This is a genomic window from Bartonella callosciuri, from assembly GCF_014203215.1.
Taxonomy (GTDB): Bacteria; Pseudomonadota; Alphaproteobacteria; order Rhizobiales; family Rhizobiaceae; genus Bartonella; species Bartonella callosciuri.
This window is the reverse complement of record NZ_JACHIM010000003.1, coordinates 82,251-97,158: the sequence shown is the minus strand read 5'-3', so window position 1 is coordinate 97,158 and position 14,908 is coordinate 82,251. Positions and strand designations below refer to the sequence as shown.

Sequence of the window (14,908 nt, the reverse complement as noted above, 5' to 3'; positions counted from 1 at the left end):
GACTTTCCTGCTCAAGCTGCATTTAATTTTTGGGGAGAAGCAATCAATTTATTACCGTCATGGTCAATTATAAGAGCTTGAATAATTGTTCCCGCTTTTGCACCTTTGATTTGCACAAGAGTATAATCTTCTGTTCGTCCGATTTCATTTTTTTCAACGAGGACTCTTTGCTGGCTATATTGTAAGCTGGCAAGGTGTTTTTTGTAAGCTTCATCCCCTGCTTTTCGCAATCTTTCCGCACGCATTTTAATTATTTTACGGTTGATTTGTGGCATACGTGCGGCAGGTGTTCCTTCTCTTGGACTAAAAGGAAAGACATGGAGATGTGTTAAATGGCAATCATTGATTAGAGAGAGGCTATTTTGGAACATTTCTTCTGTTTCAGTGGGAAAACCAGCAATTAGATCTGCACCGTAAACCATTGTAGGACGTTTGGCACGCAAATCTTGGCAAAATTGAATTGCATGTTCACGCAAGTGTCGCCGTTTCATGCGTTTTAAAATCATATTGTCGCCTGCTTGCAAGGATAAATGCAAATGTGGCATAATTCTTTTTTCATAGGCTAACAGATTAAAGAGTTCTTCGTCTGCTTCAATAGAATCGATCGATGAAAGTCGTAATCGCAGTAAGTCAGGAACGTGATGCAAAATAGCTGAAGTTAACTTTCCTAAGGTTGCTTTTCCAGGCAAATCATAACCATAGCTTGTAAGATCAACTCCTGTCAGAACCACTTCTTGAATACCGTTATCTATGAGTTGCTTAATTTGTTCAATAACAGCCCCCATGGGGACGGAACGTGATGGTCCGCGTCCATAAGGAATAATGCAAAATGTACAGCGATGATCGCATCCATTTTGCACCTGTACAAAGGCACGTGTGCGTTTTTCCATTGCACTTACCATATGGGGAGCAATTTTTTGTACTTCCATGATGTCATTTATACGCAACTTTTCAGAATGGTTGATGCCAAAATCAGGGAGTTGACGATAAGAATGGGCATGGAGTTTGTCTTCATTTCCTAAGACAAGATCTACCTCTATCATTGAAGCAAAGCTTTGTGGTTCTGTTTGTGCAGCACATCCTGTCACAATAATACGGGTGTGAGGATTTTCACGTCTTGCTTTGCGGATAGCTTGTTTTGCTTGTCGCACGGCTTCAGCAGTAACAGCACAGGTATTAAAGATGATTGCACCATCTTTGAGTTGATCTAACCCTGAAGAGGTACTTTCTTTGTGTATAATTTCCGATTCGTAACTGTTTAGTCGACAACCAAATGTTACAATTTCTATTGCCATTAAAAGTGATCCTTTTTGTAACTCCCTGTTAAAGGGTTAAAAAAACCACTAAACTCATAATTTATTGGACCTGTCATGATAATATGATTGTCTTCCCGATAAAAAATATTCAGTGTTCCCCCTGGTAAATTTACATTAATAGAGCGTTTTGTGAGTCCACGTCGATAGGCAGCTACCGCACTCGCACAGGCAGCACTGCCGCATGCTTTCGTTAATCCAGCTCCTCGCTCCCATGTTCGTAAATTTAGGCTTTTCTTTGACGTTACATAAGCAATGGAAATATTACACCGTTCTGGAAAAAGGGGATCATGTTCAAGTTGTGGTCCATATTTTTCTAACGGAATATTTTTAATATTGCTCTCAACAAAAAAAATAGCGTGGAGATTGCCAACAGAGACAAGACAAGCATCTTTTAAGGGACCAGCAGTAATTTCAATGTGATTGGTATCGACTATTTCACGTGAAACAGGCATCTCTTTTGCATTGAAATTTGGGCACCCCATGTCAACAGAGATGAGGTCGTTGGTTTGGCGTTTACCTTCAATAATTCCAGCGGGTGTTTCCAATCGAAAAGTTTCACCAAGATTGTGGTCAATGAGCCATGCGATCACGCAACGGGTACCATTACCACAGGTTTTAGCCATTGAACCGTCAGCATTCCATATTTCGATGCGGAAGTCAGCTTCTTTTTGGGTCGCTGGATGGATAGCCATAATTTGATCAAAATATGTTTCGGGATCTGCCGATAAAGCAAAGATTGCTTGCTGCGTGAGTGCATGCATACTTTCACGCATATCAGCAACAATAATTTGATTTCCAAGACCGTTCATTTTACTGAATGGCGTTTTCATGAAACTTCCCTATTTTAGTGACTGTCCACAAAAGATATATGACTAAAAATCTTATAAATTTCTAGTGTTTATAGATATAAAACGGGTGCAAAAATTATTATCGTTTAAAATAGGCAATTTTTATCCTGTTTTTTTAATTTGTTAATCTATCTTTGTAAAATACTATATAACAAGTATTCACCTATTTTTTGAGTGGGCTTATTTACTGTTTTGAGAGAGAGTATAGGTATGTCATTTTCAAAAATTTTGTTTTTCGTTGCAATGTCAACTATAATACTTTTAGGAGGATGTTCAACATCACGGTTTGACAGCGATAATAGTGGTCATACATCAGAAGTTTTTTATCCACTTCAACAATTACCAACAGAAGTAATGACTGAGATATCATCTTCTCGTTTGTCAACATCTAAAGCAGCAGATGTTTCGAGATATGAAAAAGAGGATTCTCAAAGTGATAGACAAATAGCTAATCTCGAACTGCCAAGTAATGCCATTGATTTGTTTCCTGCAAGTATTGCTGGAGTGTGGAATCTTTCTGTGGGTGGTAAAGTTTGCCGAATTGCAACGCCACAAACAAAATTTGGTCAAGGGTACCGTGCTGGTCCTTTGAACTGTCCGGGAATCGTTTCTCAGGTAAATTCGTGGGCTATTAAAGGAAAAAAATTATATTTCTATAATAACTCAGGACGCGTTATCGTTACTCTTTATTCTTCCAATGTTGATCGTTTTGAAGGACTTACTCTTGATAATTATCCAGTTGTTTTAAGCCGTTAGGTCATTTTAAACCGTTTTTGAAAAAAACTAAGAGATAGATGCACAAGGTCTGTAAAGAAAATATGTATTTTTTATTGAAGACGGTTTGAATAAGGTTGTTTGGATGATTTTGGTTTCAACGTGCTATAAAGAACTAGTTTCCAAAGGGGAAATCAGTTTTGATTCAGTTCAACTGGATTTAACAGAGCATTTTGACAGTTTATTGCAAAAAATTTCGGAGAAAAATATTTCCCGCTCTTGGGCGTTTTGGCATCTCTTTAAAAGAAAAAAACAAACTTTTTCTCTTGTTTCAGGACAAGGTGATGGGGATAGCCTTTTTCAGGGGCTCTATATTTATGGTGAAGTAGGACGAGGAAAAACCATGTTGATGGATTTGTTCTTTTCTTGTTTGCCACAGGAACGTAAAAAGCGCGCTCATTTTAATGATTTCATGGCTGAGGTGCATGAGCGCATTAACATTTATCGTAAAGCATCAAAAGATGCAAAATCCGGACAAAATAATCCTATTTTAGCTGTTGCTGAAGATCTTGCACGAGAAGTCCAGGTTCTTTGTTTTGATGAATTTAGTGTAACAGATATTGCTGATGCTATGGTGCTTGGTCGCCTTGTCTCGGTTTTGTTTAAAAAAGGGGTTTTTTTCGTTGCTACTTCAAATGTTGCTCCTGATAATCTTTATTATAATGGTCTAAACCGAGAGCTTTTTTTGCCTTTTATCCAAGTTTTGAAAGCACATGTTCGCGTTCTCAATCTTGATACAAAAACAGATTATCGTCTTGAAAAATCAAATCTACAACATGTGTATACAACGCCATTAGGGTTGAAAGCAAATGAATGTATGGATCAAGCATGGGCAATGGTACTGCAAGGACAAAAAGAAACATCTGATGAGTTTTCTATAAGAGGGCGTCTTGTTCATATTCCACGCACTGGAGCGAGTTGTGCACGCTTTGATTATCAAGATTTATGTGCAAAACCTTTTGCAGCGGCTGAATATTTAGCATTAGGGAAACGTTATCATACGATTTTTATCGATAATGTACCGGTGATGGATGATACATGTCGCAATGAAACGAAACGGTTTATTTTACTTATTGATGTTTTTTATGAACGCAACATAAGATTGTTTATGTCAGCAGCAGCGAAACTTGAAGATTTGTATAAGGGGCATGCACAGACGACGGAAACATTTGAATTTCAGAGAACACAATCGCGCCTTTTCGAGATGCAAAGTCAGGATTATTTAAAACTTTGGGCAGAGCGTTTTCTTTTGAAAGGAAGAAGCTGATTATAACTTTACCTTTACGTAAACTGTAAAAATAATAACTCTTTGAAATTAAAAGAAGTGTAATAATTCTGTTGTATTTTTTTTTAATTCATTTTATCGATATATTATATGATTTTCTAGGAGCGCATTTCCGTAGAGGATTGCGAATCTTGTGAAATTAAAGAAGTTTAGTGAACTTCTTCTTTTAAAGATACGTTTAAATATGGCTAAGGTCAAAAAAATACTTAATATATCGGCGCTGGTAAGTGTACGCTGAGCCCTCTAACGTTAGGAGAAACAAAATGGTACGAAAAAAAATAGCTCTTATTGGTTCGGGTATGATCGGTGGCACTTTAGCACATATTATTGGGCTTAAAGAACTGGGTGATGTTGTCTTATTCGATATTGCGGAAGGAATACCACAGGGTAAGGCTCTTGATATTGCCGAATCTTCACCTGTTGACAGTTTTGATATCAATTTAAAAGGTGCGAATGTTTACGAGGCTATTGAAGGCGCTGATGTTGTTATTGTAACAGCAGGTGTGGCACGAAAGCCTGGTATGAGCCGGGATGACCTTTTGGGTATTAATCTAAGAGTTATGGAACAAGTTGGTGCTGGGATAAGAAAATATGCGTCTTCAGCGTTCGTTATTTGTATTACCAATCCCCTTGATGCAATGGTATGGGCATTGCAGAAGTTTTCAGGTCTTCCTACACATAAAGTGGTTGGTATGGCTGGTGTTCTTGATTCGGCACGTTTTCGTCATTTCTTGTCTGAGGAATTTAAAGTCTCTGTTAAAGATGTGACAGCATTTGTTTTAGGAGGGCATGGTGATTCAATGGTGCCTTTGGTGCGCTATTCAACAGTTGGTGGTATCTCTTTGCCTGATCTTGTGAAGATGGGTTGGACCACACAAGAAAGAATCGATCAAATTATCCAGCGTACCCGTGATGGTGGTGCAGAAATTGTTAGTTTGTTAAAAACAGGTTCTGCTTTTTACGCGCCTGCAGCTTCTGCTGTTTCTATGGCTGAAGCCTATTTGAAAAACACTAAGCGTGTTGTTCCTGTCGCAGCCTATCTTTCAGGGGAATATGGGATTAATGATACCTATGTTGGTGTTCCCGTTGTACTTGGTGCAGGTGGTGTTGAACGGATTATTGAAATTGATCTTGATCAAGAGGAAAGAAGTGCTTTTGAGCACTCAGTAAATGCGGTTAAGAAGCTTTGTGAAGCTTGTATCGCTCTTATGCCTAGTCTCAAATAAATTGAGCAAGGTTTTGTTCATTAAAACAGAGTTTTAAAATAATTAGATCGATTCGCGGATCGATTAACTGATCCCGTAAAAGAAAAGGAAAAATGCATGAATATCCATGAATATCAGGCTAAGCGTTTGCTTCATGAATACGGAGCACCCGTTGCAAACGGTGTTGCTGTTTATTCTGTCGAGCAAGCTGAAAAATGGGCAAAAAAATTGCCTGGGCCGCTCTATGTGGTTAAAAGTCAGATACACGCTGGTGGTCGTGGTAAAGGAAAGTTTAAAGAGCTTGGTCCTGATGCAAAGGGTGGTGTTCGGCTTGCAAAATCCGTTGAAGAAGTTATTACAAATGCCCAAGAAATGCTTGGTAAAACTTTGGTAACCAAACAAACTGGTCCAGAGGGTAAGCAAGTCAATCGTCTTTACATTGAGGATGGTGCTGATATCGAGCGGGAGCTTTATCTTTCGCTTTTGGTTGATCGTAGTGTTGGTCGGGTAGCTTTCGTTGTTTCAACGGAAGGGGGAATGGATATTGAAACGGTTGCTGAAGAGACACCAGAAAAAATATTAACTCTGCCCATTGATGCTACACAGGGCGTTACCTCTGCCGATTGTACAAGGCTTTGTGATGCTCTAGAATTGCGCGATAGTGCGCGGGAAGATGGTGAAAAGCTTTTTCCAATTCTCTATAAAGTTTTTTGTGAGAAAGATATGAGTCTTCTTGAAATCAATCCACTTATTGTGATGAAAGATGGTCATTTGCGCGTTCTTGATGCGAAGGTTTCTTTTGATAATAACGCGCTGTTTCGTCATTCAGACATTTTGGAATTGCGTGATACTTCAGAAGAAGATTCAAAAGAGATTGAGGCATCAAAGCATGATCTTGCTTATGTTGCTCTTGAGGGCACGATTGGTTGTATGGTCAATGGTGCAGGTCTTGCTATGGCGACAATGGATATCATTAAGCTTTATGGGGCTGAGCCAGCAAACTTCCTTGATGTGGGTGGTGGAGCTTCAAAAGAAAAAGTAACTGCTGCTTTTAAAATTATCACTGCTGATCCGAATGTTAAAGGCATTTTGGTCAATATTTTTGGTGGTATTATGCGTTGCGATGTTATTGCGGAAGGTGTGGTTGCTGCTGTTCGGGAAGTTGGTTTAAAGGTTCCTTTGGTTGTTCGTCTTGAAGGTACAAATGTCGAGCAGGGTAAAGCTATTATCAATGACAGTGGTTTGAACGTTATTCCCGCTGATGATTTAGATGATGCTGCTCAAAAAATTGTTACAGCCGTGAAGGGAGCTTAAGAGATGTCGATTCTTGTGAATAAAGATACAAAAGTTCTGGTTCAAGGGCTTACAGGAAAAACAGGAACGTTTCATACAGAACAAGCGCTTGATTATCATGGTACACAAATGGTTGGTGGTGTCAATCCTAAAAAGGGTGGTGAGACATGGAAAGGGGCAAAAGGTGAAACTCTTCCTATTTTTGCCAATGTGGCAGAAGGAAAGGAAAAGACAGGCGCAGATGCTTCCGTTATTTATGTTCCTCCTGCGGGGGCAGCGGCAGCTATTATAGAGGCTATTGATGCTGAGATACGTTTGATTATCTGTATTACAGAAGGTATTCCCGTTATGGATATGGTTAAAGTCAAGGCGAAATTAGAAAAAACAAAATCACGCCTCATTGGTCCTAATTGTCCTGGTATTCTTACACCAAATGAATGTAAAATCGGAATTATGCCTGGCTCTATTTTTAGAAAAGGCTCTGTGGGAGTTGTTTCACGGTCAGGAACTTTAACCTATGAAGCTGTCTTTCAAACAAGTAATGAGGGTCTTGGACAGACAACAGCTATTGGTATTGGTGGCGATCCTGTTAAGGGTACTGAGTTTATTGATGTGTTGGAAATGTTTTTAGCTGATGATGAAACAAAATCCATTGTTATGATCGGTGAGATTGGTGGCTCCGCTGAGGAAGAAGCAGCACAGTTTCTCCAGGATGAGGCAAAAAGAGGTCGTAAAAAACCGATGGTTGGTTTTATTGCTGGTCGTACAGCTCCTCCAGGACGTACAATGGGGCATGCAGGTGCTGTCATCTCTGGTGGAAAAGGTGGAGCAGAGGATAAAATTGCTGCAATGGAAGCAGCTGGGATTCGGGTTTCTCCTTCACCATCACAGATAGGTAAAACCTTGATGTCAGTTTTGAGGGGGTAAAAACGTCACTTGAGTGAGAATATATTCTTATTCAAGTAAGCATTGAGTATAAAAAAGTGAAGCTTTTTTGAATTTTCTGGCCTTTGTTTTGTTTGTAAATATTTAAAGGTTGAAAAAAGATAGAAGGAGACGGAATAGATGTTCCGGAGAGGTATATGGCAAGGCAGGACGAAATAAATAGTCTTTTTGCACAAACGTCGTTTCTGTATGGTGGGAATGCGGATTATATAGATCAGCTTTATGCCGAATATGAAAAAGATCCTACCAGTGTAGATTCACAGTGGCGTGCTTTTTTTGAAAATCTTCATGATAAAAAAGAAGATGTTTTCAGAAACGCTAAAGGCGCAACATGGCAACGTGATCATTGGCCATTAAAGGCAAATGGTGAATTGGTTTCTGCTCTTGATGGCGATTGGTCTGCTCTTGAAAAGCATGTTGGTGATAAATTAAAGGAAAAGGCAGCAACCGCTGCTCCACAAAAAGGAATAGCTTCTAGCGGACAAAATATTATTCAAGAAACACGTGATTCTGTCCATGCTCTCATGATGATTCGTGCGTTTCGTGTACGTGGGCATCTTCGTGCACGACTTGATCCTCTTAAATTGGCGGAAAAATTTGAAGATTATAAAGAGCTCTCTCCAGAAGCTTATGGTTTTACACCTGCTGATTATGAGAGACCAATTTTTATTGATAATGTTTTAGGGTTGGAATACGCCACTATTCCACAAATGCTTGAGATCCTCAATCGCACCTACTGTTCAACAATTGGTATAGAATATATGCATATTTCTGATCCTGCTCAAAAAGCATGGCTTCAAGAACGTATTGAAGGACCAGATAAGCGCATTGTCTTCACACAGAAAGGCAAAAAAGCTATTCTTAATAAGCTTATTGAAGCAGAAGGATTCGAACAGTTTTTAGATATAAAGTATAAAGGAACAAAGCGTTTTGGCCTCGATGGTGGTGAATCGCTGATCCCTGCTCTTGAACAGATTATTAAATGCGGTAGTGCTTTGGGTGTGGAGGAAGTTGTTCTAGGAATGGCTCATCGTGGTCGCTTAAATGTTCTTTCACAAGTTCTCGCCAAACCACATCGAGCTATTTTTCATGAATTTAAAGGGGGGTCTTATAAACCAGATGATGTAGAAGGATCAGGTGATGTCAAATATCATTTGGGAACTTCAGCTGACCTTGAATTTGATGGTAAAAAAGTCCATTTATCGCTTTCAGCGAATCCATCTCATCTTGAAATTGTTGATCCAGTTGTTATTGGAAAAGCACGTGCTAAACAGGATCAGCTTGTAGAGCGTACGCACACTGATGAACTCCTTTTGAATGAGCGTTCAAAGGTCTTGCCATTGCTTATTCATGGTGATGCTGCTTTTGCTGGGCAAGGTGTTATTCAGGAAACTTTTGGCCTTTCAGGTCTTAGAGGTTATAGCGTTGCCGGCTCTGTTCATGTCATTATCAATAACCAGATTGGCTTTACAACGGATCCACGTTTTTTGCGTTCTTCCCCTTATCCATCAGATGTGGCAAAAATGATCGATGCACCCATTTTCCACGTGAATGGTGATGATCCTGAAGCTGTTGTCTTTGTTGCAAAAGTGGCAACAGAATTTCGTCAAATTTTCCATAAACCGGTGGTGATTGATATGTTCTGTTATCGCCGCTATGGACATAATGAAGGTGATGAGCCTTCCTTTACACAGCCGCTTATGTATAAGGCTATCCGTAATCACAAAACGACTCTACAGCTTTATGGTGAGCAGTTGGTAGAAGAAGGGGTGATTACTGTAGAAGAGATTGAACAGCAAAAAAAACAATGGCGTGATAAACTTGAAGCTGAGTTTGAAGCAAGCGCTTCTTATAAACCCAATAAAGCAGACTGGCTTGATGGGAGCTGGACGGGAATAAAAGCTTTCAATAATGCGGATGAGCAAAATTCTAGAAAGACAGGTGTGGGGTTAAAAACTTTAAAGGAAATTGGTGAAAAACTTGTCCAAATTCCGTCAGATTTTCATGTTCATAAAACCATTCAACGTTTTTTGAACAACCGTGCTAAAATTTTTGAGACCGGTGAAGGCGTTGATTGGGCAACAGCTGAAGCGTTAGCTTTTGGTTCGCTCTGCTTAGAAGGATCACCGGTGCGTCTTTCCGGTGAGGATGTTGAACGTGGAACTTTTTCACAACGTCATTCGGTTCTTTACGACCAAGAAAATGAAGCGCGTTATATCCCTTTAAATAATTTGCAAAAGGGACAGGCTCTTTATGAGGTTGTTAATTCTATGCTTTCTGAAGAAGCTGTGCTTGGTTTTGAATATGGATATTCTCTTGCTGAACCAAGAGGATTAATACTTTGGGAAGCACAATTTGGTGATTTTTCTAATGGTGCACAGGTCATTTTTGACCAATTTATTTCGTCTGCTGAGCGTAAATGGCTTCGTATGTCTGGTCTTGTATGTTTGTTACCGCATGGTTTTGAAGGACAAGGACCAGAGCATTCTTCAGCGCGTTTGGAACGTTTCCTTCAACTTTGTGCGGAAGATAATATGCAGGTCGCTAATTGTACAACGCCTGCGAATTATTTTCATATTTTGCGTCGGCAAATTAAACGTGATTTTCGTAAGCCATTGATTTTAATGACACCAAAATCACTCTTGCGTCATAAGCGGGCTGTTTCTTTTCTTAATGAAATGGGACCAGAAACCAGTTTTAAGCGTTTGTTACTTGATGATGCAGAATGTCTCAAAAACTCTGTCATTAAATTGCAAAAAGACAATAAAATCCGCCGTATTGTTCTTTGTACGGGGAAGGTTTACTATGACCTTTATGAGGAACGTGAAAAAAAGGGTATTGATGATGTTTATTTGTTGCGCGTTGAACAACTTTATCCTTTTCCGGCGAAAGCTTTGGTGGACGTATTGTCGCGTTTTTTACAGGCAGAAGTTGTTTGGTGCCAAGAAGAACCAAAAAATATGGGGGCTTGGTCATTTATTGAGCCCTATTTGGAGTGGGTTTTGACGCATCTTAATGCGCAATATTCGCGTGCACGTTATGCAGGGCGTCCTGCAAGTGCATCACCGGCCTCTGGGTTAATGGTGAAACATCTTGAACAGCTTGCTGCGTTTCTTGAAGACGCGTTAGGTTCTTAACTTATGATTACTCTGATGTATGGAAAAATATTATGACTACTGAAATCCGTGTTCCTACTTTAGGCGAATCGGTTACCGAAGCAACAGTTGGTAAATGGTTTAAAAAGCTTGGTGAAGCTGTTGCTATGGATGAGCCCTTGGTTGAATTAGAAACTGATAAAGTGACAGTTGAGGTTCCTTCACCTGTTGCGGGAAAATTATCTGAAATCACCGCAAAGGAAGGCGATACAGTTGAAGTAAATGCGCTCTTGGGAGCCGTTGAAGCTGGAGCAGCTGGTGTTTCAAAATCATTACCATCTTCTGATACACCTGTGGTTGCCGCTCCATCTGAATTGGATCAGTCTTCTGCAAGCGATAAAATGCCTCCTGCACCTTCAGCAGAAAAATTGATGGCGGAAAATAATATTGCAAAAAGTGATGTTTCAGGTTCTGGAAAACGTGGACAAATTCTCAAAGAAGATGTTCTTAATGTTTTGACAAAAGGAACAAAAGAACCTCTTCCAACGGTTTCTACAGCTAGCTCTGTATCTGCCGTTGGATCCAGCGCTTCTTCAGCTGCTTCTGTTCAGGAAAGGCTTGAGGAGCGAGTTCGGATGACGAAATTGCGTCAAACAATTGCGCGTCGTCTTAAAGATTCACAAAATACAGCTGCCATGTTAACCACATTTAATGAGGTTGATATGTCTGCAGTGATGGATTTGCGCAAGCGTTATAAGGATCTCTTTGAAAAGAAGCATGGTGTTAAGCTTGGTTTTATGGGATTTTTTACTAAAGCTGTTTGTCATGCATTAAAAGAACTTCCTGCTGTTAATGCAGAAATTGATGGAACAGATATTGTTTATAAGAACTATGTCAATGTTGGAATTGCTGTTGGAACGGATAAAGGGCTTGTTGTTCCAGTCGTTCGTGATGCAGATCAGATGTCACTCGCAGAGATTGAAAAAGAGATTGGCCGTTTGGGGCGTCTTGCTCGTGATGGAAAATTAGCTGTTTCTGATATGCAAGGCGGAACTTTCACCATCACCAATGGGGGAGTGTATGGGTCGTTAATGTCAACACCAATTTTGAATGCACCACAGTCTGGTATCCTCGGAATGCATGCGATTAAAGAGCGCGCAATGGTTATCGGGGGACAAATTGTAATCCGCCCCATGATGTATCTGGCACTTTCTTATGATCACCGTATTGTAGATGGGCAAGAGGCTGTGACTTTCCTTGTGCGTATTAAGGAAAGTTTAGAGGATCCGGAACGCCTTGTTCTTGACTTGTAAAAGTACAGTTTTCAGGATGAAAGGAAAAACGGATGTCTTATGATGTGGTTGTAATCGGAGCGGGGCCAGGTGGTTATGTCGCAGCAATCAAAGCTGCACAACTGGGGCTTAAAACAGCAATTATTGAAAAACGTACGACACTCGGTGGTACGTGTCTGAATGTTGGTTGTATTCCTTCTAAAGCGTTGTTACATGCTTCAGAAGTATTTGCTGAAACACAACATGGTTTTGAAACACTTGGTATTTCCATTTCAAAATCTAAGCTTAATCTTGAGCAGATGATGGCTCATAAAAAAGCTGTTGTAACAACCAATACAAGTGGTATTTCTTTTTTGATGAAAAAGAACAAAGTTGATACTTTTTTTGGTACAGCAAAAATTTTAGGCGCAGGCCGAATTGAAGTTGTTGCTCGGGATAGCAGCACACAAACGATTGAAGCAAAGAATATTATTATTGCTACAGGTTCAGAGAGTTCCAGCATTCCTGGTGTGAATGTTGAAATTGATGAAAAGGTTGTTGTATCTTCTACAGGAGCGCTTGCCCTTGAAAAAGTACCAACGCACATGATTGTTATTGGAGCTGGGGTTATCGGCTCAGAGCTTGGTTCGGTTTGGAGCCGTTTGGGTGCTAAAGTTACCATTATTGAATATCTTAATAAGGTTTTAGGATCAATGGATGGTGAAATTTCACGGCAATTCCAAAAATTAATGGAAAAACAAGGTATCGAATATAAGACAAGTGCAAAAGTAACAGCTATTAGGCAATCTGGTTCAATGGCTCAGGTAACTTTTGAAGCTGTTAAGGATGGTGTCTCTGAAACTTTAGAGGCTGATGTTGTACTTATTGCTACTGGACGTTCTCCGTATACGGAGGGACTTGGTTTGAGCGAGGCTGGTATTCAGTTGGATGAACGTGGCTTTATTGCTATTGATGAACACTGGCAGACAAATATTCCAGGAATTTATGCAATTGGTGATGTCGTTAAAGGACCAATGTTAGCTCATAAAGCGGAGGAAGAAGGTGTTGCTGTGGCTGAAATTTTAGCAGGTCAAAAGGGACATGTTAATTTTAATGTCATTCCTAGTGTCGTGTATACACAGCCAGAAATTGCTAGTGTCGGCAAGACAGAGGAAGAGCTTAAAGCTGCTGGAATTGATTATAATGTTGGAAAGTTCCCTTTCATGGCCAACGGTCGTGCACGTGCAATGCAAAAAAGTGATGGGTTTGTTAAAATCCTGGCTGATAAAAAGACAGATCGGGTTTTAGGTGGCCATATTCTTGGATTTGGTGCTGGTGAAATGATTCATGAAATTGCAGTTTTAATGGAATTTGGTGGTTCATCAGAAGATTTAGGGCGTTGTTGCCATGCGCATCCCACTTTATCAGAATCTGTTCGGGAAGCAGCTCTCGCAACATTCGCTAAACCACTTCATATCTAGATGAGTTTTTAGCATTTCATGATGCTTCTTGGAAAAGCCTAAAAGATATTTTTGTGACTTTATATATTATATGTTTTTGAAAAAAAACCGCTCCCAAAAGGCCGGTTTTTCTGTCTTTTCCATTGATATATAAAAAGTTTAGAACTGTAATTTTTTTTCTTCTTGTTGTTCTCTTATCCAGGTGGGAAGGCCCATGTGATCGAGATATTTCAAGAAGGGTTGGGGTGGTAATTCTTCTACGTTGGCCATGGTTTTAACGTCCCATTCACCGGTGGCAATAAGAAGAGCTGCTGCTGCTGCTGGTACACCAGCTGTATAAGAAATGCCTTGTGCTCCCGTTTCGTTAAAAGCTTGTTTGTGATCGGCTATATTATAGATAAAAATTTCTCTTTGTTGTCCATCTTTTTCACCTTTAATAAGATCGCCAATACAGGTTTTTCCCGTGTAGTCTGGTGCTAAAGATGAGGGGTCGGGGAGGACGGCTTTTACAACTTTTAAAGGAACAACTTCTAATCCTTCTGCTGTTTTAATGGGCTGTTCAGATAAGAGTCCAAGATTTTTTAAAACGGTAAAAACAGTGATATAACGTTCACTAAATCCCATCCAAAAGCGGATATTTGGAACATCAAGATTTTTGGATAATGAATGAATTTCATCATGTCCGGTCATATAGGCTTTTTGTTTTCCAACAACGGGGAGATCCCATTCATGGCTGACTTCAAACATTTTATTGGAAGTCCATTTCTTATTTTGCCAAGACCATACTTGTCCTGTAAATTCACGAAAGTTAATTTCTGGATCAAAATTCGTGGCAAACCAACGTCCATGGTTTCCAGCATTAATATCAATAATATCGATATCTGTAATTTTATCAAAATAATACTCATGCGCTAATGCTGCATACGCATTCACAACGCCTGGGTCAAAACCTGCTCCTAAAATAGCAGTTATACCAGCTTTTTCACATTCTTGACGTCGAGGCCATTCATAATTGCCATACCAAGGAGGTGTTTCACAAATTTTCAAAGGGTCTTCATGAATTGCAGTATCAATATAAGCGCATTTTGTTTCGATACAAGCCGAGAGAACAGACATATTAAGAAAAGCCGATCCAACATTGATAACAATTTCGCATTTTGTTTTTTGGATGAGTTGCACAGTCTCTTTTATATTCATTGCATTGAATGCATGACCTTGAAAAACACCTTGTTCTTTCATTGTGTTTTTTTCTTTAACGGAAGCAATAATGGCTTCACATTTTTTGAGTGTTCGTGAAGCAATATGAATTTCACCGAAAATATCGTTGTTTTGAGCACATTTATGCGCGACAACTTGTGCAACACCTCCAGCACCAATAATGAGAATATTTTTCTTCATTGTAGGCTCATCTCCTTT

Annotated in this window: 11 protein-coding genes; 8 read left to right on the top strand and 3 right to left on the bottom strand. The window is 39.6% G+C overall.

Annotated features, from left to right (window positions below; all coding sequences use genetic code 11):
- Positions 1 to 11: 11 nt before the first annotated feature.
- Together mtaB and dapF are read right to left on the bottom strand one after the other, a co-directional pair.
- Positions 12 to 1,295: a tRNA (N(6)-L-threonylcarbamoyladenosine(37)-C(2))-methylthiotransferase MtaB gene (gene mtaB / locus HNQ69_RS03895; RefSeq protein WP_183228773.1), complete on the bottom strand. Its 1,284-nt coding sequence runs from the start codon at positions 1,293 to 1,295 to the stop codon at positions 12 to 14.
- Entirely contained in the window at positions 1,295 to 2,146 is an 852-nt protein-coding gene (gene dapF / locus HNQ69_RS03890) for a diaminopimelate epimerase (protein WP_183228772.1), read from the bottom strand. Before dapF ends, mtaB begins: the two co-directional genes overlap by 1 nt.
- 228 nt (positions 2,147 to 2,374) lie before the next feature.
- Between dapF and HNQ69_RS03885 the strand changes: the two genes are divergently transcribed.
- From HNQ69_RS03885 to lpdA, 8 genes are all read left to right on the top strand, one after another.
- Positions 2,375 to 2,920 (top strand): AprI/Inh family metalloprotease inhibitor, encoded by a 546-nt coding sequence (locus HNQ69_RS03885; protein ID WP_183228771.1) that lies wholly within the window; start codon positions 2,375 to 2,377, stop codon positions 2,918 to 2,920.
- A 103-nt stretch (positions 2,921 to 3,023) separates the two neighbouring features.
- The gene (zapE, locus tag HNQ69_RS03880) at positions 3,024 to 4,205 is read left to right on the top strand and encodes a cell division protein ZapE (RefSeq protein ID WP_183228770.1); all 1,182 of its coding nucleotides are present in this window, start codon (positions 3,024 to 3,026) and stop codon (positions 4,203 to 4,205) included.
- Positions 4,206 to 4,486: 281 nt separating this feature from the next.
- The gene (mdh, locus tag HNQ69_RS03875) at positions 4,487 to 5,449 is read left to right on the top strand and encodes a malate dehydrogenase (protein ID WP_183228769.1); all 963 of its coding nucleotides are present in this window, start codon (positions 4,487 to 4,489) and stop codon (positions 5,447 to 5,449) included.
- A gap of 96 nt (positions 5,450 to 5,545) precedes the next feature.
- On the top strand, positions 5,546 to 6,742 hold the full coding sequence (sucC, locus tag HNQ69_RS03870) for an ADP-forming succinate--CoA ligase subunit beta (protein WP_183228768.1): 1,197 nt from the start codon (positions 5,546 to 5,548) through the stop codon (positions 6,740 to 6,742).
- A gap of 3 nt (positions 6,743 to 6,745) precedes the next feature.
- On the top strand, positions 6,746 to 7,648 hold the full coding sequence (sucD, locus tag HNQ69_RS03865) for a succinate--CoA ligase subunit alpha (protein ID WP_183228767.1): 903 nt from the start codon (positions 6,746 to 6,748) through the stop codon (positions 7,646 to 7,648).
- Positions 7,649 to 7,803: 155 nt separating this feature from the next.
- Entirely contained in the window at positions 7,804 to 10,803 is a 3,000-nt protein-coding gene (locus HNQ69_RS03860) for a 2-oxoglutarate dehydrogenase E1 component (RefSeq protein WP_183228766.1), read from the top strand.
- 32 nt (positions 10,804 to 10,835) lie between these two features.
- Positions 10,836 to 12,074, top strand: coding sequence for a 2-oxoglutarate dehydrogenase complex dihydrolipoyllysine-residue succinyltransferase (gene odhB, locus HNQ69_RS03855; protein WP_183228765.1), 1,239 nt, complete (start codon positions 10,836 to 10,838; stop codon positions 12,072 to 12,074).
- Positions 12,075 to 12,106: 32 nt separating this feature from the next.
- Positions 12,107 to 13,513, top strand: a complete 1,407-nt coding sequence (gene lpdA, locus HNQ69_RS03850; RefSeq protein WP_183228764.1) for a dihydrolipoyl dehydrogenase — start codon at positions 12,107 to 12,109, stop codon at positions 13,511 to 13,513.
- 138 nt (positions 13,514 to 13,651) lie between these two features.
- Here the strand turns inward: lpdA and HNQ69_RS03845 are convergent, their stop codons facing one another.
- On the bottom strand, positions 13,652 to 14,890 hold the full coding sequence (locus HNQ69_RS03845) for a saccharopine dehydrogenase family protein (RefSeq protein WP_183228763.1): 1,239 nt from the start codon (positions 14,888 to 14,890) through the stop codon (positions 13,652 to 13,654).
- Positions 14,891 to 14,908: the final 18 nt, after the last annotated feature.

Coding starts and splice junctions, on each gene's coding strand:
- HNQ69_RS03860 (WP_183228766.1), top strand. CDS start 7,804: ATGGCAAGGCAGGACGAAATAAATAGTCTTTTTGCACAAACGTCGTTT.
- zapE (WP_183228770.1), top strand. CDS start 3,024: ATGATTTTGGTTTCAACGTGCTATAAAGAACTAGTTTCCAAAGGGGAA.
- HNQ69_RS03885 (WP_183228771.1), top strand. CDS start 2,375: ATGTCATTTTCAAAAATTTTGTTTTTCGTTGCAATGTCAACTATAATA.
- sucD (WP_183228767.1), top strand. CDS start 6,746: ATGTCGATTCTTGTGAATAAAGATACAAAAGTTCTGGTTCAAGGGCTT.
- sucC (WP_183228768.1), top strand. CDS start 5,546: ATGAATATCCATGAATATCAGGCTAAGCGTTTGCTTCATGAATACGGA.
- HNQ69_RS03845 (WP_183228763.1), bottom strand. CDS start 14,890: ATGAAGAAAAATATTCTCATTATTGGTGCTGGAGGTGTTGCACAAGTT.
- lpdA (WP_183228764.1), top strand. CDS start 12,107: ATGTCTTATGATGTGGTTGTAATCGGAGCGGGGCCAGGTGGTTATGTC.
- odhB (WP_183228765.1), top strand. CDS start 10,836: ATGACTACTGAAATCCGTGTTCCTACTTTAGGCGAATCGGTTACCGAA.
- mtaB (WP_183228773.1), bottom strand. CDS start 1,295: ATGGCAATAGAAATTGTAACATTTGGTTGTCGACTAAACAGTTACGAA.
- dapF (WP_183228772.1), bottom strand. CDS start 2,146: ATGAAAACGCCATTCAGTAAAATGAACGGTCTTGGAAATCAAATTATT.
- mdh (WP_183228769.1), top strand. CDS start 4,487: ATGGTACGAAAAAAAATAGCTCTTATTGGTTCGGGTATGATCGGTGGC.